The 20,217-nt window shown below is 69.9% G+C and carries 17 protein-coding genes; 6 read left to right on the top strand and 11 right to left on the bottom strand.

Features of this window, described 5'->3' with window-relative positions; translation table 11 throughout:
• Positions 1–166 precede the first annotated feature (166 nt).
• The 7 genes from FAF44_RS04950 to FAF44_RS04920 all read right to left on the bottom strand — a co-directional run bounded on the left by FAF44_RS04950 (position 167) and on the right by FAF44_RS04920 (position 6,142).
• Positions 167–1,351, bottom strand: a complete 1,185-nt coding sequence (locus FAF44_RS04950) for a cytochrome P450 (protein WP_237101794.1) — start codon at positions 1,349–1,351, stop codon at positions 167–169.
• A gap of 33 nt (positions 1,352–1,384) precedes the next feature.
• The gene (locus tag FAF44_RS04945) at positions 1,385–1,783 is read right to left on the bottom strand and encodes a hypothetical protein (protein WP_237101793.1); all 399 of its coding nucleotides are present in this window, start codon (positions 1,781–1,783) and stop codon (positions 1,385–1,387) included.
• Positions 1,780–2,523 (bottom strand): SDR family oxidoreductase, encoded by a 744-nt coding sequence (locus tag FAF44_RS04940; protein WP_237101792.1) that lies wholly within the window; start codon positions 2,521–2,523, stop codon positions 1,780–1,782. Before FAF44_RS04940 ends, FAF44_RS04945 begins: the two co-directional genes overlap by 4 nt.
• Before the next feature lie 99 nt (positions 2,524–2,622).
• A complete protein-coding gene (locus FAF44_RS04935) occupies positions 2,623–3,513 on the bottom strand; it encodes an RNA polymerase sigma-70 factor (protein ID WP_237101791.1) in 891 nt (296 codons plus the stop codon).
• 92 nt (positions 3,514–3,605) lie between these two features.
• Positions 3,606–4,940 (bottom strand): cell wall metabolism sensor histidine kinase WalK, encoded by a 1,335-nt coding sequence (locus FAF44_RS04930; protein ID WP_237101790.1) that lies wholly within the window; start codon positions 4,938–4,940, stop codon positions 3,606–3,608.
• Positions 4,941–5,177: 237 nt separating this feature from the next.
• Positions 5,178–5,858: a TetR/AcrR family transcriptional regulator gene (locus tag FAF44_RS04925; protein WP_237101789.1), complete on the bottom strand. Its 681-nt coding sequence runs from the start codon at positions 5,856–5,858 to the stop codon at positions 5,178–5,180.
• A 77-nt stretch (positions 5,859–5,935) separates the two neighbouring features.
• Positions 5,936–6,142, bottom strand: a complete 207-nt coding sequence (locus tag FAF44_RS04920; protein ID WP_272894076.1) for a TetR family transcriptional regulator — start codon at positions 6,140–6,142, stop codon at positions 5,936–5,938.
• A gap of 134 nt (positions 6,143–6,276) precedes the next feature.
• On the opposite strand from FAF44_RS04920, the gene FAF44_RS54415 reads away from it, so the two are divergent.
• A complete protein-coding gene (locus FAF44_RS54415; protein ID WP_272894067.1) occupies positions 6,277–6,408 on the top strand; it encodes a hypothetical protein in 132 nt (43 codons plus the stop codon).
• Between the two features lie 29 nt (positions 6,409–6,437).
• On the top strand, positions 6,438–7,730 hold the full coding sequence (locus FAF44_RS04915) for an erythromycin esterase family protein (RefSeq protein WP_237101788.1): 1,293 nt from the start codon (positions 6,438–6,440) through the stop codon (positions 7,728–7,730).
• A 103-nt stretch (positions 7,731–7,833) separates the two neighbouring features.
• On the opposite strand, the gene FAF44_RS04910 is transcribed toward FAF44_RS04915, so the two are convergent.
• From FAF44_RS04910 to FAF44_RS04900, 3 genes are read right to left on the bottom strand one after another with little or no spacing between them, the layout of a single operon-like run.
• On the bottom strand, positions 7,834–8,574 hold the full coding sequence (locus FAF44_RS04910) for an ABC transporter permease (RefSeq protein WP_237101787.1): 741 nt from the start codon (positions 8,572–8,574) through the stop codon (positions 7,834–7,836).
• Positions 8,567–9,448, bottom strand: a complete 882-nt coding sequence (locus FAF44_RS04905) for an ABC transporter ATP-binding protein (protein ID WP_237101786.1) — start codon at positions 9,446–9,448, stop codon at positions 8,567–8,569. The genes FAF44_RS04910 and FAF44_RS04905 overlap by 8 nt, the downstream gene beginning before the upstream one ends.
• A gap of 47 nt (positions 9,449–9,495) precedes the next feature.
• Positions 9,496–9,873, bottom strand: a complete 378-nt coding sequence (locus FAF44_RS04900; RefSeq protein ID WP_237101785.1) for a DUF6069 family protein — start codon at positions 9,871–9,873, stop codon at positions 9,496–9,498.
• 131 nt (positions 9,874–10,004) lie between these two features.
• On the opposite strand from FAF44_RS04900, the gene FAF44_RS04895 reads away from it, so the two are divergent.
• The 4 genes from FAF44_RS04895 to FAF44_RS04880 all read left to right on the top strand — a co-directional run bounded on the left by FAF44_RS04895 (position 10,005) and on the right by FAF44_RS04880 (position 13,612).
• Complete coding sequence (locus FAF44_RS04895) at positions 10,005–11,135, top strand: sensor histidine kinase (RefSeq protein WP_237101784.1); 1,131 nt, start codon at positions 10,005–10,007, stop codon at positions 11,133–11,135.
• Positions 11,123–11,776: a response regulator transcription factor gene (locus FAF44_RS04890; protein ID WP_237101783.1), complete on the top strand. Its 654-nt coding sequence runs from the start codon at positions 11,123–11,125 to the stop codon at positions 11,774–11,776. The genes FAF44_RS04895 and FAF44_RS04890 overlap by 13 nt, the downstream gene beginning before the upstream one ends.
• Before the next feature lie 320 nt (positions 11,777–12,096).
• Positions 12,097–12,582, top strand: coding sequence for an HIT family protein (locus FAF44_RS04885; protein ID WP_237101782.1), 486 nt, complete (start codon positions 12,097–12,099; stop codon positions 12,580–12,582).
• 481 nt (positions 12,583–13,063) lie between these two features.
• Positions 13,064–13,612: an SMI1/KNR4 family protein gene (locus tag FAF44_RS04880; protein WP_368857752.1), complete on the top strand. Its 549-nt coding sequence runs from the start codon at positions 13,064–13,066 to the stop codon at positions 13,610–13,612.
• 381 nt (positions 13,613–13,993) lie between these two features.
• On the opposite strand, the gene FAF44_RS04875 is transcribed toward FAF44_RS04880, so the two are convergent.
• Positions 13,994–20,182 carry a S8 family serine peptidase gene (locus tag FAF44_RS04875; RefSeq protein WP_237101780.1) on the bottom strand — a complete coding sequence of 2,063 codons (6,189 nt, stop codon included), beginning with the start codon at positions 20,180–20,182 and terminating at the stop codon, positions 13,994–13,996.
• Between the last annotated feature and the right edge of the window lie 35 nt (positions 20,183–20,217).

Genomic DNA, 20,217 nt, shown 5'->3' with positions numbered 1-20,217 from the left:
CCGACCAACCCCCGCCACGGCGCAGACGGCGGCTGGTGCGGCCGGCGCCTGCACCGCCTTCGCCGCGGCCCGGCCCTACCGGACTCGGCACCTTCCAAAGCGGCCGCGGCTCCGGAGGGGCGCTCGTTCGGGGATGCTGCTCCGTCGATGCTGCTGTCCATGGTGATCACCAGGTCACCGGGAGGGAGAGCACGCCGTTGACGGGTGCCGGCTCGCGGTAGCGCAGCTCCTCATGTGGCACGGCGAGCCGTAGCGTGGGAAATCGGCGCAGGAGGGCGGGCAGGGCGAGACGGAGCTCCATGCGGGCCAGTTGCTGGCCGAGGCATTGGTGGATGCCGTGCCCGAAGGCGACGTGAGCGCTGGGGCGGCGGGTGACGTCGAAGGTGTCGGGCGCGGCCATCAGCGCCGGGTCACGGTTGGCCGAGGGCAGGGAGACCGCCACCCGTTCGCCCTCGTGGATCACCTGGCCGGCGAGGGTGAACTCCTCGGTCGCGGTGCGGATGGCGCCGTTGTTGACGATCGACAGGTAGCGCAGCATCTCCTCGATCGCGCCGTTGACCACCTCGGGCTCGTCCCGCACCAGCGCAAGCTGGTCGGGGTGACGCAGCAGGAGCAGGGTGCCGAGGCCGAGCATGTTGGCTGTGGTCTCGTGCCCGGCGATCAGCAGGAGATTGCCGATGCCGATCAGGTCGTCATCGCCGAGTTCGTCGCCGTGCTCCCGGACCAGCATGCCGAGGATGTCCGCGCCGGGATTCTCGCGCTGGGCGGCCACCAGATCGCCCATGTAGGTGTACATCTCCATGGCGTTGGCGAACTGCTCCTCCATGGTGAGGCTGAGGTCGAGCATGGTGTTGCTGTGCCGTTGGAAGTCCGCGCGGTCCTCATACGGGACGCCGAGCAGCTCGCAGATCACCAGTGACGGCAGCGGCAACGCGAAGGCGGTCATCAGGTCCACCGGCCCCCTGGCCTGTTCCATCCGGTCCAGAGCTTCGTCGACGAGCTCGACGAAGCGGGGGCGGAAGGCGTTGATCCGCCGGACGGTGAACTCGCCGGTCAACAGCCGTCTGACGCGGGTGTGGCCGGGCGGGTCCATGGCCACCAGGAAGCCGGCCTGCTCGCCGATCAACTTTCTCAGCTTGGCGTCCGGGCGGCTGCTCAGGTGCGGGCAGGCGAGCGCTTCGCGGGCGGCGCTGTACCCGGTGACCAGCCGGACGTCGATGAGGTCGCCGGTCGGCAGGAGCGACTGGGAGGTCGAGACGGGATCGGTTGCACGCCGCCGGGCCGTCTCCGGGTCGGGGCTGAAGGGGCAGGCCGCGTCCCTGCGGATCGGCAACGGCACGTTCTCCGGCATGACGAAGACGCCTTTCTCTGGCAGGTGGAGGAATTACGCCTTTTCCAGCCGGCTGGTGAGCGGAAGCAGTGCCAGCGGGATCACGACGGCCACGGTGAGTGCGGCCAGCAACGGCACGCGTTCAGCGGGCGTGAGATGGTGCAGCATCTGGATGTGGATCACCAGGTGCGGCGCGGCGAACACCAGGTACATGGCGAGCGCCGTACGGGCCATGCTCCGCCGTACGACGAGAACGGCCACGCCCAGCACCACCGACGTGGCCAGGCTCATCGCGCCGTAGTCCATCATCAGATGCGCGTTGTACGGCATGCGCATGCCCACCCAGGGGATGTCGAAGAACGAGCGCGGGAACAACAGCGCCCAACCTCCCACGGCGAACTGCGTGACGGCGAGGAAGGCCAGGCCCGCGCGCAGCCAGGTGCGGGCGCTCATGCGGCGAGGAACTGCTCGAAGGTGATGCGTCCGTCGGCGTGCTCAGGGGTCAGATGTCCCCCGTCGCGGTAGCCGCGGATGCCGGCCCCCGGCATCGGCACCGACAGCACCGGCCGGCGGCTGGAGCGCGAGCGGGCGTAGGCGCGGGCCAGGTCGGCGGCGGGGCGCACCTCGGGCCCGCCCATGTCCGGCACCCGCCCGGCCGGTCGCGCGCCGGCCAGCCTCACCAGCCGGGCGGCCACCTCGCCGGCGTCGACGGGCTGGAAGCTGACCCCGCTGGGCATCACGATCACCGGCAGCCGGCGCTGGATCGTGCACATCCAGACGATGAGCTCGTGGAACTGGGTCGTCCGCTGGATCGTCCATGGCAGGGCGGAGCGTGCCACGAGCTGCTCGCAGGCCAGCTTCGCCCGGTAGTAGGCCATGTCCACCCGGCCGACGCCGACGATGGACACGTACATCAGATGCGGACGCCCGGCTCGCACCGCCGTCTGGATGAGGTTGCGCGTGCCGGCGATGTCCGCACGGCCGTTACCGGTCGCGCAGTGGACGATCACCCCGACGCCGTCGACCGCCTCCTCCAGGCCCTCACCGGTGAGCAGGTCACCGTGCCACGTCTGCTCATCCGACGGCGGCCTGCGGCTCAGCACGCGGACGGCATGACCGTCCGACAGAAGCTGTGGCACGAGCGTGCGGCCGAGCCGGCCGGTGCCGCCCGTCACCAGGATCAGGTTCGTCACGGGTGGAATCCTCCGCGGAGAGCGCGATGCCGGTCTTCCGGCCTCGCGCGGCTGTCAGGTCACCGCCTCACGCCGGGTCCGGCGGGAGACGGTCACCCGTTAAGAACCGGATAGACCTCCGGAATGTGACAACCGGAGCTTGTCGGGGTTGGCGATGATGCGAATCCCGCTGATCCGGCCCTCCGACGTCTCCGGCACCAGCACGCCGACCAGCTCCTCGCCGGCCCGGGCCAGCAGCCCCAGTGCGCCGTTCACCTCGGCGGCCGACAGCCGCACCCCGTCACCGGCGATGCTGAACGACCCCACCAAGTAGCGCGCCACCTGGGAGACGCCGGAGACGGGCCGCCGGGCGGCGCCGACCTTGCCGCCACCGTCCACCCACACGGTCACGTCCTCGGCCAGCACCTTCTCCAACCCCGGCAGGTCCCCCTGCTTCGCGGCGGCCAGGAAGCTCTCCACCAGGTCGCGGCGGTGGCTCTGGTCCGATCGGCGATCGGAGCGACCACGCGCCTCGGCCAGGCGCCGGCGAGCCCGGGTGTACAACTGCCGGGAATTCGCCTCGGAGGAGTTGATGACCTCGGCCACCTCCCGATGGCTGTAGCCGAAGGCTTCGCGCAGGACGAACACCGCGCGCTCCACCGGATTGAGCCTTTCCAGCAGCACCAGGAAGGCCAGCGAGACGAACTCCCGCTGCTCGGCGCTGTCCAGCGGGCCCAGAGCGCCGCCCGCGGTCAGCACCGGCTCCGGCAGCCAGGAGCCGACGTAGCTCTCCCGGCGGGCACGCGCGGACGTCAACCGGTTCACACACAGGTTGGTGACGACCTTGGCCAGCCACGCCCACGGCGACTCCACAGCGCTCGCCTGATGCCAACGCAGGAAGGCGTCCTGGACGACGTCCTCGGCCTCCTCTGCCGAACCCAGCATCCGATAGGCCAACCCGAACAGCTTCGAGCGGTGCCGCTCGAACTCCTCGACCGCATCAACTGTCACGCCCGCCAGCCTCTCAGCCCGCTTACGGGCCCGGTCGCCTGGCCGGGCTCATACCGAGCGGCACCTCGCCGACCGGCCGAACCCGAGGGGCGTCATGTGCCGGAGGTGGGGTGGTTTGCGGGCCTTGGGGAGAGGGGGAGCCGGACGTCGAAGTGGGCGCCGCCGTGCGCGGAGTTTCGCACGGTGATGGTTCCGGAGTGGGCGTGGGCGATGTCCTTGGCGATCGCCAGGCCGAGGCCGGTGCCGCCTTGGTGGCGGCTGCGGGCGGTGTCCAGGCGGGTGAAGCGTTCGAAGATTCGTTCGCGGTCGGCTTCGGGGATTCCGGGGCCGTCGTCGCGGACGGTCAGGAGAGCCTGGCCGTCGTCGCCGCGCAGTTCTACCTCGACCCGGTCACGGGCGTGGCGTTCTGCGTTGTCCAGGAGATTGGTCAGCAGCCGGACGAGCTGGGTCGGCGTGCCGTCCACGGTGAGACCGTCCTGCAGACGAGCCTTGACGGGGATGCGGTCGGCCCGGCGGTTCAGCTCGGTACGGATGAGGTCGGTGAGGTCCACGCTCTCGCGATGTGTCGCCGAGCCGGATTCGAGCCCGGCGAGCAGGAGCAGGTCGGTGGTGATGGCCTGGAGGCGGTCGACGTCGCCGAGGGTGTGGCCGAGCAGGTCGTCGTGGTTGATGTCCTGCGGGTTCATCTGGGCCTCTTCCAGCTTGACGCGCAGGCCGGCCAGCGGGGTGCGTAGTTCGTGCGAGGCGTCGGTGACGAACCGTCGTTGCTGGTGCGTGGCCCGTTCCAGCCGGATCAGGGTCTGGTTGAGCGCGTGGACCAGCCTGGCGATCTCGTCGCGTCCCGCCGGTTCGGGGATGCGACGGCTCAGGTCGTTGAAGGTGATCGTGTCGAGCTGTGAGGTTATCGACTCGACGGGGCGCAGAATGCGCCCGGTGACGTTCCAGGTGATCCAGCCGACGACGGCGGTGAGGAGGGCGGCCTGTGCGGCCACGAGGATGTCGTCCAACACGGTGGATGTCATGGCCGTGGTGCGATCGGCAGCGTAGACCACCGGGGATCCGGCTGCGGAATCCACCCGGAGCGCGCTGAGGCGCAGGCAGCCCGGCGCGGGGTTGGCGCATGTCTGCAGATCCTGAATCGTGTCGCCGGGCGCGGGCCAGACCCTGTCCATCGGTTGCCGGTCACCGGCGTCGGGGGAGGCAGCGAGAATTCGCCCGCCCGGCGCCACGACCTGGATCAGCTCCGCACCCGGCACCGTAGGCATGATCACGTGGTGCAGAGTGCCGCTGCGGACGTTCGCCGCCACCAGGATCGCCTGCTGCTCGGTCCCGTTCCACATGGCATCGGCGACCGTCCGCGAGATCATCGCGCTCATCAGCAGGCCCACGGGGATCAGGATGAGCAGCGTGCAGACGACGCTCAACATCGTAAGGCGCCCCCGGATCGACCGTGGGGGCAGCCTTGACCGCCAGGTGCCCACAACCTCAATGTAGTGAAACTTGTCCTTATCGTGACAAGGTCACGGGAAAGCCTCGGCCAAGAGTGTTCTCGTTCCTCTCCCCGACGCAGGTGAGGCTCGATCAAAGCCCAGTCGGTGAGTTCTCCACGCGCCATGCCCGACGGCCGACCAGGATTCGCAGGCGATCCCAACTTCGTACCGGCTCTAGGACAGGCCCTCGGAGGGGTCGTTCGCGGGCGTGGGGCGGCTGAAGGCGCCGGCGCCGGCCGCGAGGACCGCGGTCCTGGCCGCCCGGCCCGGCAGGTCCGGGTCCAGGCCGGGCGGCGTGCCCAGCAGGATCACCTCGTGGTAGAGCGGTGCGGTGGCGGTGACGAGCAGTCGCCGTGCGTCGGTGGCCGGCGGCAGTTCGCCGCGTCGTACGGCGCGCGCGACGATGATCTCGCAGCGGGCGTAGCGGTCCGCCCACAGCCGCCGCAGGCCGCGCGCGGCCTCCTCGGAGCGGAACGAGGCGGCGAGCAGAGCGGCGGCGATCGACGGCTGGACGGTCAGTGCCGCCAGGTTCTCCCGGTTGAGCGCCGCGAGGTCGCCCTCCAGGGAGCCGGTGTCCTCCGGCTGCCAGTCGTCGTCGGCGGTGGCCGCGCAGAAGTCGGCGAGCAGGCCGCCGACGTCCCGCCAGCGCCGATACACGGTCGCGCGGTGTACGCCCGCGCGGGCCGCGACGGTGTCCAGGGTGAGCGCGTCGTAGCCGCGTTCGGCCAGTTCGGCGCCGACCGCGTCGAGCACCTGCGCGCGGATGCGCTCGGTACGGCCGCCCGGGCGGCGACGGCGTGGGGTGGCGGAGGGCTCCGCCACCCCACCCCCGGTTTGCTCGGTGGACTGCGCCATGACACCATCTTAATGTATAAACTGTCGCATTAAGAGTGGCTGAGGGGAGCGTACGTCATGAACAGCGGACCCGGGCGTCATATACCCGAGTGGGGGCGTCGAGGATCCGGTCGCGGGCCGTCTTCAGGCAGGCGGCGGTCTTGTCGGCCTGTGGGGTGATGAACCGCTCGTTGAGCCGCCTCGGATGACCATCGGCGGTGGATGGTCCGCTTGCTCGCGCCCGCACGGGCGGCGATCGCCTCGATGCTCATGTCGGCGCAGCCGATCTCCAGCGCAGTCCGCATGATGGCCTCGGTCCGGTCGGCACCGCGGCGGTGGGGCGGGTCGGTCATACCGACACCGCAGCGGCCACGGAGCGATCACCGCGTCCGGCTCCGTCGCCGGGGGTAACCGAAGCTCATCCGCCGCCACCACAACGATGCCGACATCGACCGCCTGGTGGGACTGGCCCCTCCAGTTCATCACCGAACACGTCCGCACCATCATGTCCGGCAGCGTCGGCGCCCTGGAGCAGGTGGCGGCGGCGCAGGACCTGAGACCCGTCCACTGACCTTCCAGCACCAGAATCGAGCCATCAGCATGCCCGCTTCGCCCCACCCCGACCCGTTCGCCGACTGGCTGGGCCGCCACGCCGCCCCGCTCACCCACCTCGACCCCGAGGCGCCGCTCGACGACCTGGAGCCGCTACGCGACCTCATCGGCGACGCGCGCGTCGTCGCGATCGGCGAGCACTCCCACTTCATCGACGAGTTCATTCGCCTGCGCCGGCGCCTGCTGCGATTCCTGGTCGAACGCTGCGGCTTCACCGTCCTGGCCTTCGAGTACGGCTTCAGCGAAGGCTTCCCCCTCGACGCCTGGGCCCAGGGCGAGGGCACGGACGACGACCTGACGGCCCACCTCGCCGAGGCGGTCCCCGTGGGCGTCGACGACCCGCTGCGCTGGCTCCGCCGGCACAACGCCACGGCCCTGCGGCCGGTGCGGTTCGCCGGCATCGACATCCCGGCGGCCGGTGGCTCCCTGCTCCCCGCCTTGACCCCGGTCGCCGACTACCTGCGCCAGATCGACCCCGAAGCCCTCCCGGCCGTCCAGACGGCGACGCGGATCGCCGAATCGTTCGCCGGAACCTCCGCCGCCTCGAGCGCGCCCGCGTGGGCCCGCCTGCCCGCCGCCGACCAGGACGCCCTCACCGCCGCCCTGACCCGCCTGCTCATCCGGTTCCGCGCCGTCGAGCCGCTGTACGTCTCCCGCGGCGACCAGCACGGCTACGACATCGCCCTGCGCCGCCTCGAAGGCGCCTGCCAGGCCGACTACGGCTTCCGTGCCATGGCCGGCCTGTTCGCCGGAACCGGGCTGACCGCCGACACCTCGGCCCGCGACGTCTACATGGCCGGGTCGGTCCTGTGGCACCTGGAGCGCTGCGAGCCCGGCACCCGCATCGTGCTGGCCGCCCACAACGCCCACATCCAGAAGGCACCCATCTCCTTCAACGGGCAGCTCACCGGCTTCCCCATGGGGCAGCACCTGCACAACGCGCTCGGCGACGCGTACTTCGCCCTCGGCCTGACCAGCACCGGCGGCCACACCGGAGAGATGATCCGCGACGAGAAGGCGCGCTTCGGCTTCCGCATCGAGGACACCGCACTGCGGCCGCCCGAGCCGGGCAGCGTCGAAGCCGCCTTCGCCGGCGCCGGCCTCGGGCTCAGCGTCGCCGGCCTCCGCCCGGCCCGCACACAGCTCGCCGCCACCGGCCCCGACCGCATCCGGCTGCAGAGCACCTTCCTGCACACCCCCGTCCTGGACGCCTTCGACGGCATCCTGCACACCCCGGCCGCCACCGTGGCCCGCGACCTCGAAGAAGGAAAAGCCCCGTGACCGACACCGATGTGATCATCGTGGGAGCCGGTCCCACCGGCCTCATGCCGGCCGGCGGGACTCGGCGGGCAGATCCTGCACCTGCTGCGCTACCGGGGAGGGATCAGGAGAAGCGGCGGCCCTCGTCCCGGCGGTAGGCCCAGGTGGCGGCGGCCCCGGCGACGATGATCCAGGCGGTGAAGGCGACCACGGAGACGGGAGAAGGGGTGCGGCCCGCCACCGCGGCCCACATGAGCTCGATCGCCCCCCGGCTGGGTACGAACGGCGCCAGGGACTGCACGAACCCCGGCATGACCTCCAGCGGCATCAGCAGCCCGCCCAGCGCCGCGATCGGGAAGTACGCCACCTGCGACACCGCGATCGCCGCCTTGGACGACACCGCGTACCCGATGAAAAGACCCATCAGCATGAACGGCACGGAGCCCAGCAGCAGCGCGCCGATGCCCAGCACCAGGCGGGGCGGGGAGATGGCGGCGGCGGTGAGGAAGGCCGAGATGAGCAGGACCGGCACCACCGACAGCAGCATGCCGGCCATCGTGGTCAGGATGCGGCCGGCGAAGCGGGGCAGCGGGCCGGCAGGCAGTGTGCGCAGGTAGGGGTCCCAAGGCCGCTCGCGGTCCTGTGCCACGCTGACGCTCAGCCCGATCAGCGCCGACGACATGGCGCCGAAGAGCATCATCCCGGCCGTCGCCGACGTGGCGCTCGCCGGGTCGGCGCCGGTGAAGGGCACCACGAACGCCAGCATCGCGGCCGCGGGGAAGAACGCGCTCGCCACCAGCGCGATCGGGACGCGCAGTTGCTCCAGGAACTGGTAGCGCAGGTGGGTGAGGGTGAGGCTAGGCACGAGCGTCCTCCTCGGAGGTGATGGTGATGAAGGCCTCTTCCAGCGAGGTCGGCCGCACCTCCAGGTCGGCGAAGGCCGTCCCGGCGCGTACCAGTTCGGCGACCAGCAGGTCGGAGTCGGTGGTGAGCAGGTGCACCCGGCCGTCCTCGACCGAGCTCCGCAAGATCCCGGGCAGATCGGGTACGGCCGGCGCCGCGAAGGAGACCCGGCGCACGCCCACCACATCGCGCATGGCCCGCACGGTGCCGTCGGCCAGCACCCGGCCCCGGCCGATCACCACCACCCGCTGCGCCAGCGCCTCGATCTCCTCCAGATAGTGGCTGGTCAGCACCACGGTGCCGCCGTCGTCGTGGAAGCTCCTGATCCCCTCCCACAGGGTTCGCCTGGCCTCCACGTCCAGCCCGGTGGTGGGCTCGTCGAGGAACACCAGCCGCGGCCGGCCCGCGAAGGCCAGCGCCACCGCCAGCCGCCGCCGTTGCCCGCCGGACAGTCCCCCGACCTGCCGCCTGGCCAGGTCGCCGAGACCGAACCTGGCCAGCAGTTCCGCCGTGCCATAGCGCTCGGGGAAGTGCGCGGAGACGAAGTCGACGATCTCGCCGACCCGCAGCGACTCCGGCAGCCCGGTCTCCTGGGGGGTCACGCCGATGCCCCGCCGTGCGACCGGGTCGGCGGGCGGGCCGCCGAACAGCTCCACCGTGCCCGACGTCGGCCGGCGCAGCCCGACGAGGAGGTTGATGAGGGTGGACTTGCCGGCGCCGTTCGGGCCGAGCAGCCCGACCAGCTCGCCTGCCCTGATGTCGAGCGAAACGCGGTCGAGCGCGAGCACGTCACCGTAGCGGCGGGTGACCTCGATTCCTCTGGCGAGGACGGTCATGTCATGTCTCCTGTGTCGTACCGGCCGTCGTCCAGCGGGGTGTGCGTTCACCGCCGCGCCAGTCCCAGGACCAGTACGGCGCCGACGACCAGGTGCATCAGGGCCAGCACCAGCATCGCGGCGGCACCGACGGCGCTGCCGCTCGGCCCGAGCAGCGACAGGACGAGCACGGTCAGGGCGACGATCGTCCAGGTCCGGCCGGGACGGGACACGAACCGCTCCAGGACGGCCAGCAGCGCCCAGCCCGCCAGCCCGGCCAGCAGGCTCGCCACCAGGACCGATCCCGGTCCGACCGGCTGCGTGCCGGCGCCCGTGCGCACGGTCAGGGTGGTTCCGGCGACCGGCACGGCCAGGGCCCAGACGGCCAGGGCGGCCGCGGGGGCGCCGACGACGGTGAGGAGGATGCGCTTGGCTGAGGTGTTCATGCCGGTCAGCTTCGCCCAGTCGCCCGATCCGGCACATCGGGCGCGTGGCCGCTCTGTGTTCTCCCTCGGTGGGGAACGGGTCCTCCTTTAGTAGGTGATGGTGCCTGAGAACCGGCGATTACCCTGACCCGGTGAAAAGGATCCGACCCTCGTACCCGATCGCGGTTGCCAGCATGGTCCTCGGGGTGGGCGGCCTGAGCAGCCTGACGCTGTGGAGCCAGGCCGACGGGCCCATGTGGGGGCTGGACGTCGTCGTCGCGGCGGTGAGCCTGGTCGCGGCGCTCGCCCAGCTTTGGTGGCCGACCTCGGGAGCGCTGGCCGCCACCCTCCTGGCCACCCTGTCCCCCGTGGCCACTGCGGCGGCGACGGTAGGGGCGCTGCAGGTGGCCCAGCGCAGACGCTTCCCCGTCGCGGCGGCGGTGGCGGCCGGGGGCGTCGCGGCCCACGTGCTCCAGGGGCTGTGGCGGCCCAGCTCCGGCATCTCCCAGCAATGGTGGTTGCTGCTGATCTGCGCCTCCTACGGCGCGCTGCTCGGCTGGGGCGCGCTGGCCCGCTCCCGCCGCGCCCTGCTCATCTCCCTGCACGAGCGTGCCGACCGCGCTGAGGCCGAGCAGGGCAGGCGGGTCGCCGAGGCCCGCATGGCCGAACGCCGCCGGCTCGCCAGGGAGATGCACGACGTGCTGGCCCACCGCCTGTCCCTGGTGGCCACCCATGCCGGGGCACTGGAATACCGCCCGGACTCCTCCCCCGAGCAGGTCGCCCGCGCCGCCGGGGTGGTCCGCACGGGGGTGCACCAGGCGCTGGAGGAGCTCCGCCAGGTGATCGGCCTGCTCCGCGAGCAGGACGACCAGGTGGACGAGCTGCAACCCCAGCCGGCGCTGGCCGATCTGCCCGGCCTGATCGCCGACGCGCAGGAGGCCGGGCAGGAGGTACGGCTCCGTGAGGAGGCCATCGACGACGGCGCCGTGCCGCAGGCCGCGTCCAGGACCGCCTACCGCGTCGTCCAGGAGGGGCTCACCAACGCCCGCAAACACGCCCCCGGCCGGCCGGTGGACGTGCTGTTGCACGGCACCCCCGGCACGCACCTGCTGATCGACATCCGGAACCCGCTGGCCCCGGCGGACACCGCCCCACTCGCGCCCGGCAGCGGCCTCGGCCTGGTCGGGCTCACCGAACGGGTACGGCTGGCCGGCGGGCAACTGGACCACCACCACACCGAAGGAGAGTTCCGGCTCCACGCCCGGCTACCATGGCCCGCGTGATCCGCGTGTTACTGGTCGACGACGACGCCCTGGTCCGCGCCGGGCTGTCCATGATGCTGGACGGCACCGCCGGCATCACCGTCGTCGGCGAGGCGGCCGACGGCCAGGAGGCCATCACCGCCACCGACGCCCACGCCCCCGACGTCGTCCTCATGGACCTGCGGATGCCGCGGGTGGACGGCATCACCGCCACCCGCCGATTGCGTGCCCGGCCCCGCCCGCCTGAGGTGATCGTGCTGACCACGTTCGACACCGACGAGAACGTCCTGCACGCCCTCCGCGCGGGCGCTGCCGGATTCCTGCTGAAGGACACCCCGCCGCCGCGGATCGTGGAGGCGGTCACCCGGGTCGCCGCAGGCGATCCGATCCTGTCCCCGCACATCACCCGGCGGTTGATGGAGCGCACCGTCGCGCAGGCCGGCGCCTATGAGCGGGCCCGTGCCGCGCTGGCCGCCCTCACCCCTCGCGAGCACGAGGTGGCCCTGGCGATCGCGCGCGGCCAGACGAACGCCGACATCGCCGCGGACCTGGCCATGGGCATCACGACCGTGAAAGCGCACGTCTCCAGCATCCTCACCAAGCTCGGCATGGACAACCGCACCCAGATCGCGATCCTCGCCCACGACGCGGGCCTGACCTGAGCGGCGGCCGTGCGCCTGCCGATCATGCCATCCGGCCAGGTCATGGCCTTGCCGGGGTCGCGTGGCGGCTGCAGTCATGCCGCCACGAACTCCTCGACCGCTGCCATCGACCTGAACACACGCCGACGAGACCGGCTCGGCGGCGTCATTCACGAATACTCACATGCCGCGCGAGCTGCATGGATGGAATCATCGGCAGGCGCAGTCCCGCTCCATCGCGGCCTCAACCTGTGCATTCTCGCGGCCGTCGGAGCCGAGGCTGCCCTTGGGACAGTCCACAGGGCTGGTCGAGGCGAGGAAGAGGCCCATAACATCGAACGGTGATCGCCCAGAATTGCTACACCTGTGAACAAGAGGGCCAATTCGAGAGCCTGCCTCCGCGCGAAAAGGTCGGCTACGACGAGTACTGGCGCGTGGCGCATGCGATCGACACAGCTCTACCTGGCTGGCTCGTTCTGGTTCCGCGGCGCCATATCGCAACTATCGCGGAGCTCACCGACGGGGAAGCATTGACACTGGGGCTGTGGCAAGTGCGATTGTCTCGGGCTCTCCACGAGCTCACCGGCTGCGTGAAGACCTACGTGATCCAGTTTGCCGAGCGAGAGGGTTTCAGCCACGTGCACTTCCACCTCGTGCCACGAATGCCTGACCTTCCCCTACACCTGCACGGCCCTAACGTGTTCGACCTGATGTGCCCCTCGGAGAAGGACGCGGTGAGTACGGATGAGATGAACGAGATCGCGATCAAGCTCGGCCATCTGCTCCAAGCTCCGCTACCCGATGTACCGCAGTGGCACACCGCCTAGGCAATGCTTGATCCTCAGAGGTCACCTTTCCGTGGGGAGCCTGGGCAGGTAACGCACGAGCGAAGATGTTCGATGTGACGTTCGTCCTGTACGACGATGTCGAGGACGTCCAAACCCACAGCGTGTATGACAGAGCCACGCTCCACCTCGCGGACCACCCAGCGGAATCCAACATCCCGCGAGGTTGGGATCTCTACGGATTCCTCACGGGCGGGGCATAGGACTAACACGTGTACCTCACCGCAAAGCTCAAGGCTTGCCTTGGCCTGCCTTGGCTTGGAGGCAAACCGCAATCACGTTGTCCGGTGGGCCGGGACGGAGGAACGAAGCCCTGGACCTCCGATCGCCCCCGACCACGTCCGGACGGCGGGCGGACGGCCGGGGATACGGCGGCGCGCCGCGCCGCAGCCTTGATACCTGAAGGAACAACTCGGCCATTCGGCAGCCCAAGCAGTCACTCAAGCGGAATATCTTCATCACCATGAGTGCCCAATACGCATGGTCTGAACATTTCCCTGCAAGGCATCCGTCGACCGACAGTTCTCGATACTCAACGATCAGTCCACTCGGCGAGCTGTATCCTTCGGCTACCGAGGCAGAGGTGACCCAGCTTGAAGAGCGGGTGGGCCTGGAGTTGCCGCCGAGTTACAGGCAGTTCCTTCTGTTCGCTAACGGGTGGGGTAGCGACGATGACTGCTGCTTGCTGCGTACTGAAGAGGTCGGCTGGCTTCGTGAGGCCGATCCTTTGCGGGCCGAGATCTGGTCAGGGCCTAAGGCGGACTCGTGGAGTGTGCCCAACGAGCTCTACCTTGTGTATGGGCCCGAGCAGGAATCCAGCCACTTCAGAAGGGAGTATGTGCCCGACACCCTTCTGATCGGATACTGGGATGACGGGGTCGCCCTCCTCAATCCCCACGTCAGAACTTCCGAGGGTGAGTGGGAAGCCTGGTATCTCGCACCATGGCTACCCGGCGCTAAGCGGTTTAAGTCCTTCTGGGACCTCGCAGCATATGAGTTGAAGACCGACTGATACCGACGCCTGTCAAGTCCACTGGCGTGGACAGAGTAACAGTAAAGTCCGGTGAATATCGGACCAATCAGAGGCTGTGATCCAGGATGGCTGAAGTATCAGAGGGCAATTAAACACGTTGGCGGGCCTGCGCTCACCGAACGCGGCGCCTCCCACCGGTGAACCTGTTATTACACAAGCCGGTTGGTTGTGTTGTCGTCGGCGCTGGTAGTTCTGTGCAACGGTTTGCCTGCATCGCTACCGGCAGGAGCCGCCCAGTTTCCTGGCATACGTTTGAAAAGCGCAGGTCGGAAGCCGCAGACTCGGTAGGCGTGGTCAGAGCCTCCACGGCGATCCTTTCCGAGGAGGCTCTGACCACTGCCGGCGGATTGGTTGGCTACCTCATAGGCGCGGGTCCTGCTGGACCTTCAGGGCGTTGAGGATCGGGTCGCGCTCGCCGATCTCGCGGTGAAACTCGACCTTCAGATCGCCACCGGCGTGCTCGACGGTGACCGTGTTCACGTCCGCGGTCAGCGCACCCACCCTCGCCTGCACGTCGTGGTCGTGGAGCACGGCTTTGCCGTCGACCAGAACATCGAAGGCACGCTTGCCGACCTTGACCTTCTCGATCTCCGCAAAGTCGAGGCCGATTCGGTACGTCCCGGCGGGCGCGTTCTTGAACACGTAGGCGAACGTCTCGCCGGTCCGCTGGGTGCGGAACAGGTCGTCGTCCTCCGTGCCGCCGATGTCGGCCTTGGTGGCACGCGCCTTGCCGCCGACGTAGCCCCACGGCCGCGAGCCGAGTTCCTGGTCGGGCGACCAGACGAAGCCGTCGGCACCGACGTGCCCGGACCCGCCCGCGTCGACGCCCTTCCAGTAGGCCGAGGTCGCCAGGCGGACCGGCCTGAGCTGGGCTTCGCCCTTGCCGGCGTTCGACGCCACGAGCACGTCCCCGACGAGCACGCCCGGCACGACGGCGGCGTTGTCGGCCGTCGCCGTGACCGTGGTGGACTCGCCGACGGCGAGCTTGACCGTGCCGGCCGCGGCCGCGCCGGTGAGGGTCAGCCACGGAAGGTCGGCGGCCTCGTGCCCGCCGTCGCCGGTGCGTTTCTGCTCGCTGAGCCGCACTTCGAGCGGGGCGGAGCCGGTGTTGGTCACGATCACGTCGGCGGTCGCCTTCTGGTCCGGGCCGAGGAGCCAGTCGAGGTCACCTCCCGTGACGGTTGTGACGCCCGTGGTCAACGCCGCGTCAACCACCTCGGCCTGATCCTTCTTGGCGATGGTCACGGGGCGGCCGGCCGTGACATAGTTCGGCGCCCAGACCTGCACGGTGTTCTCGCCGATCAGCGCCTGGGCCTTCCACCGGCCCTTCTCGTCGGCGGTGATAACCCGGTCACCGCTCGGCCCCCCGAGCGTGACGATCGCGCCCGCGATCGGCTTGCCGTCGTTCGCGTCGGTGACCGTGCCCTCGATCGTGCCCGCAGCCGGGAGGGTGTACTCCAGCCCCAGACCGGCCGTCAGGATGGGCTGGTTGAAGGAGTACTGGCTCGCGGGGTTGCGCTTCAGGCTCTCCAGGCCGACCGTCGCCGAGGCCCCGCGGGTGACGGGGTTGTCGCCGCCGATGCCGTCGCCGTACCCGATCTGGATGCGGCCGTCCGCGATCAGGGTGACCGAAAAGCTCACCCGGGCCGCCCTGTCGCTGTCGAAGGCGGCGTTGCGCCACTCGATGACCTCAGCGGCCAGGCCGTCCACCTCGGTGGTGCCGAAGTAGATGCCCGCCTGGTCGTCGACGACCAGGTCGTCCCAGAGCGGAAAGATCGCGTCGAACGCGTACGGCGACGGCAGCGCCGTGTTGTTCCCCACGGCGCTGGCCCGGTCGAAGATCAGCGCGCCGTTCGTCGTCACACACACGCCGTCCCAGGCCGTGTCGTAGAACGGGAACAGGAAGCTGGAGTCGAACCACAGCACGCCGCAGACGTCATCGCCGTGCCACCCGGACTCCTCCGTACCCTGGCGGTAGAGCCCGTCGGTCACCTTCATCGAGTACGAGCGACCGGCGGGGGCCACCGGCACGGGTCCCGGCTCCGGCTCCTCGGGCTGGGGCTCCGGCTCCGCCTTGTCTCCGCGCGGATCGAGCGTCACGCGCAGCGCCGCGATGCTCGGAGCCCGCAGGCCCTTCCCGCCCCGCAGCTCCACGGTCAGCGGACCGCCGTCGTGCTGCACGACGGCGGTGTGCCAGTCGGCGGCGTTCGGGCCGACGGCTTTCACGGCGTCGTAGGCGTACTGCGTCAGCTCGTCGTCGACGAGGACGTCGAACACCCGCTTGCCCTGCTTCACCTGCTCGATCTCGGCGAACCCGAGGTCGATGGCGTAGGTGCCCTTCGGCGCGTCGGGGAACGTGTAGACCAGGTCCTTGCCCGGCGTGGTGCGCTGGGACTGGAACAGGGCGTCGTCCTCGGTGCCCTCGATCGCGGCCCTCGCGGAGATCGTCTTGCCCTTCCCGGCGTAGCCCCACGCCCCGTCACCGGCCGCCTGATCGCTGGACCAGGTGTAGCCGGAGGCGTCGGTGAACGAGGGGCCGCCGGCGTTGACGCCGACCTGGTACTTCGTGGTCGTGAGCGTCACCGGGACGTAGGTCTTGGGCTGCCGTCCGGAGTCGGACCACACGACGATGTTCGCGCCGAGAGTGCCCGGGGCGGCGTCCTTCGAGGAGATCGAGACCTTGACCGTCGCCGACTCGCCCGGGGCGAGGGTGCCGCCGGTCGAGGAGAGCGACAGCCAGGGCAGGTCGGTGAGCAGGTCGTCCTCGACGTCGACCAGCACGACGTCATCGGCGATCTGGTCCGCCGCCCACAGCGCCCCGGTCGAGTCGGTCTCGAGGCCGCCACCCTGGCCCACCTTCTGGCCCGGGAACCACCACGCGTTGACGAGCGAGCAGTCGTCGGGGTCGACCTGCAGCAGGCGGGTGGGCCTGTTCGAGGTGAGGTCGGTGTACCAGATGGTGTCGGAGGTCTGGTTGTAGGCCAGGCCCATCACCTCGGGCAGCGGCGGGGCGCAGAAGGACAGCAGCGCACCCGCGTTGTCGTGCGACGTCCCGGCGACGGTTCCGATCAGGCCGTTCGCCCGGCCGCCGACGTAGAACACGTCCTCGGTGGGGTTGTAGGCGAGTCCTGTCAGTTGCAGCGTGGACCAGTCACCCTTGATCTGCCGGGTTTCCTTTCCGGTCTCCCGGTCGAAGCAGTGGATGTAGCTGGCCGGGCTGTCCTCCATCTGGCACATGTCACCGGTCTTGGTGTCGAGCGCCATGTCGAACGCCCGGTACTTGGGGTTCCACGAGGCGTCGAAGACCTTGCCGGTCGGTTTGCCCATCACGGTGTAGGCGGTGTTGGTCCGCGCGTTGTAGTCGTGGACCCAGACGTCGCCGTCGTACCCGATGCCGGAGGGTTCCTTCTCCGCGATCGTGCCCGGGATCTCGATGCGGGTGATGACGTCGCCGCCGGAGGTCGTGCCGACCTTGCCGACCGCCTGTGCTTCCGCGGCGCTCGCCGTCGCAGCCTTGCCGTCGACGTTCGACGGCTTCATGCCGCTCGCACCGGCCTGCCACGCGGTGAGGTCGATCGTGCTGTCCGCACCCGTCCCGGTGCGCTTGGTGGCGCCGGAAGCGTCGAGCTCGTGGTGGCGCGCGGCCTCGCCCAGGTCGTACGTGAGCGGGGCGGAACCGTTGTTGGTCAGCGTCAGCGAGCCCACACCGTTCTGGTCGGTTCCCATCACGGCGTCGAGGCCGCTCGCCTTCAGCCCGGCGACGCCCGTGGTGAGGCGCGCGTCGATCGTCGCCTTCGCGTAGAGCTTGTCGAGGGTGAAGTCGTACGACCCCGTCACGTAGTTCGGCGCCTCGACGGTCATCGTGTAGTCGGCGACCGGCAACTGGCGATGCACGACGCCCGTCCCGTTGGTCGTGACGCTCTCGACGAGGCCGTTCTTGCCGGTGAGCGAGACCTTGGCCCCGGACACCGGCAGCCCGTCGTTCTTGTCGACGACGGTCGCGTCGAGGTAGCCCCAGTCCGGAAGATCGTAGGTGACGATCATCCCGTCGTGGAGCACCGGGACGTTGTCGGAGAACCGGATGCCGTCCACACCGGCCCAGCCCTGGATGCCGGTGATGGTGCGGGCGCCGCCGGTCACCGGGTCGTCGGTCCCGATGCCGTCGCCGTACCCGAAGATCACCTTGCCCGAGCGGGTGAGCGTCGCCGAGAAGCTGACCGGCTCCGTGTACTCGGACCGGATCGGGTAGGCCCAGATCTTGGCGTCGCGGAACTCGATGACGAACGCGTCCTCGCCGTCGACCTTGGTGGCCGTCGTGAAGACTCCCCCGCCGGGGGCGAACTTGACGGGGGACGGGACGTAGAACGGGAAGATGCCCGCACCGCCGGTGCCGGGTCCGGTGGAGGTGTCCGGGGAGATCACGCCGCGCAGGCTGATTCCGAGGGTGTCGTGGCTGCCGTTGTAGAGCGCGATCGGGAACGGCAGGTTCACCGTCGCCCACACGCCGCTCTCGAACGCGACCGGGTCGGTGCCGCGCAGGTACTCCCCCTCGGAGAGGGCGCAGTTGTAGCCGCCCTTGTCGACGACGAGCCCGATCGGGATCTCCAGCGACTTGTTCTCGGCACCGACGGTCAGCGGGACAATCGTCGGCGAGAAGCAGGCGTTGGGCGTGACGGCGAGCCCGTACTGGCCCTCCGGCACACCGGCGATCGTGAACGCGCCGTTGGCGTCCGTGCGCACGGCGTCCAGCGGCGTGTCCTTGACGGAGACGTCGGCGTTCGGGACGGGCTGCCTCTTGTCGTCGATGACCCTGCCGCTGATGTCGTGGCGCGCGGCGGCGGTGAGGGGAACCTCAACCGAGGTGTTCTGGCCGAGGGCGACCGTGGCGCTCGCGGTCGCGGTCAGGTACCCGAAGACCTTGGTGCTGATCTGGTAGTCGCCGACCGGGAGATTTACCGTGAACCGGCCGTCCTTGTCGGTCCCGATGGACCGGCTGAACGGTCCGCTGATCGTCACGTCGACGGCGGGGACCGGGGCGCCGTTGGCGGTGACGACACCGGTGAGGGTACCGCCCTGCCGGGGTGCGAGCTCGAGCAGGCGGACGAGGTCGAGCCGGCCTTCGCCGTACTTGTTGTTGAAGTCGGCGGTGCCGCCGCACTCGGTGTCGTCGACGTCGACGGCCGACTCGGCCAGCAGGCGGCGGGTCTCCTCGACCTGCCCGATGAGGGTCGGGTCGTAGCTCCACAGGCCGGCGACGGCGCCGGCGACGTGGGGAGCCGCCATCGATGTGCCGGATATCGCGGTGTAACCGTCGTTCGGGTAGGACGAACGGACGGCGACGCCCGGAGCGGAGATCTCGGGCTTGACCCGGCCATCTTCACCCTCGCCCTTGCGGGAGAATAACGCGAGCTTGCCGTCCGACGCGTAGGCGCCGACCGAGTAGGCACTCTCGGCGGAGCCGGGCGAGGAGACGGTGTCGCACGCCGCGTACGGCGTGGTGTTGCCCGATGACCAGACGCTGAAAATGCCCGCGGCACTCCAGGCCTCGTCGATGGCCTGGAAGAAGTCGTCGAAGTTGTGCTCGACGCTTTGGCCCCACGAGTTGTTGATGACGTGGGGGCGCTTGGACGGGTCGGGGTTGTTCCCGTGGACGTCGGTCGGGGCGAGCAACCACCAGCCGGACCGGAGCAACGACTCGGCGCCGGTGCTGTCGCAGCAGCCGTTTGTCGCGATCCACTGCGCCTCCGGGGCGACGCCGACGTGGTTGGTGCCGTCGTCGCCGACCATGGTGCCCATGGTGTGCGTGCCGTGTCCGTCGTCGTCGCACGGTGCGCCGGAGCACGTGCCCCGGGTGGCCATCCAGTTGTAGTTGTGGTCGACGGTGCCGTCGGGCTTCGTGCCGCGGTACTGCTGCCTCAGGGCGGGGTGGTCGAATTGAACGCCCGAGTCGAGGTTGGACACGGTGATGCCCGCACCGGTGGCCCCCATGGCCCAGGCCTGGGGGGCGTGAATGGCGTCCAGACCCCACGAGACGGTGCCATCCTCGGCGGTGGCCGCGGGGGCGTCGGGGCGGACGGCCTGGTCGGCCGGCGTCTTCTCGTCCACGGGCTCGACCAGCGCGACCTGTGGCGACGCATGGATCTCGGCGACCTGCCCGACCGAGGCGACGTCGAGCGCGAGCTGCTGCGTGCCGCCCTTGACGAGCACGGCGTTGACGAGCGGGTAGGACGTGTACTTCACGCCCGCCGCGTCGAGTTCGGCGGAGACGGACGCCGCGGAGGCCTTGGCCGAGGCCTTCAGTGCGTCGTAGACGAACTGACCGCGAGTGGTCCAGTCGGCGATCTTCTTCGCCGGCGCGAGGTCGGCCTTGGTGTCGAACGTGATCCAGAAGTCGGAGACCGGCTCCGTGCGGAAGCGGCCCTTCAGGTCCGACGCGATCTTGTTGGCGGCCGCACCGGGATCCGGCTCAGCGGCCGACGCCGGTGATGGCGGGATCATGCTCAGGCCGACCGCTACGGCCAGCGAAGCGACGAGGGCTTTCAGTCTCACGTGGGGGCTCCTCCGGCCTACAGGGGTTGGTAGGG

It is taken from the genome of Nonomuraea sp. MG754425 (assembly GCF_021699195.1).
Classification (GTDB): domain Bacteria; phylum Actinomycetota; class Actinomycetes; order Streptosporangiales; family Streptosporangiaceae; genus Nonomuraea.
The sequence above is the reverse complement of the archived record's forward strand: the minus strand, read 5'-3'. Positions and strand labels throughout refer to the sequence as shown.

What these genes read in the sequence shown, in the direction of transcription:
- FAF44_RS04950 (WP_237101794.1), bottom strand. Translation starts at nt 1,351, where the DNA reads ATGCCGGAGAACGTGCCGTTGCCGATCCGCAGGGACGCGGCCTGCCCC.
- FAF44_RS04945 (WP_237101793.1), bottom strand. Translation starts at nt 1,783, where the DNA reads ATGAGCGCCCGCACCTGGCTGCGCGCGGGCCTGGCCTTCCTCGCCGTC.
- FAF44_RS04930 (WP_237101790.1), bottom strand. Translation starts at nt 4,940, where the DNA reads ATGTTGAGCGTCGTCTGCACGCTGCTCATCCTGATCCCCGTGGGCCTG.
- FAF44_RS04925 (WP_237101789.1), bottom strand. Translation starts at nt 5,858, where the DNA reads ATGGCGCAGTCCACCGAGCAAACCGGGGGTGGGGTGGCGGAGCCCTCC.
- FAF44_RS04920 (WP_272894076.1), bottom strand. Translation starts at nt 6,142, where the DNA reads ATGCGGACTGCGCTGGAGATCGGCTGCGCCGACATGAGCATCGAGGCG.
- FAF44_RS54415 (WP_272894067.1), top strand. Translation starts at nt 6,277, where the DNA reads ATGCCGACATCGACCGCCTGGTGGGACTGGCCCCTCCAGTTCATCACC.
- FAF44_RS04915 (WP_237101788.1), top strand. Translation starts at nt 6,438, where the DNA reads ATGCCCGCTTCGCCCCACCCCGACCCGTTCGCCGACTGGCTGGGCCGC.
- FAF44_RS04905 (WP_237101786.1), bottom strand. Translation starts at nt 9,448, where the DNA reads ATGACCGTCCTCGCCAGAGGAATCGAGGTCACCCGCCGCTACGGTGAC.
- FAF44_RS04900 (WP_237101785.1), bottom strand. Translation starts at nt 9,873, where the DNA reads ATGAACACCTCAGCCAAGCGCATCCTCCTCACCGTCGTCGGCGCCCCC.
- FAF44_RS04890 (WP_237101783.1), top strand. Translation starts at nt 11,123, where the DNA reads ATGGCCCGCGTGATCCGCGTGTTACTGGTCGACGACGACGCCCTGGTC.
- FAF44_RS04880 (WP_368857752.1), top strand. Translation starts at nt 13,064, where the DNA reads ATGAGTGCCCAATACGCATGGTCTGAACATTTCCCTGCAAGGCATCCG.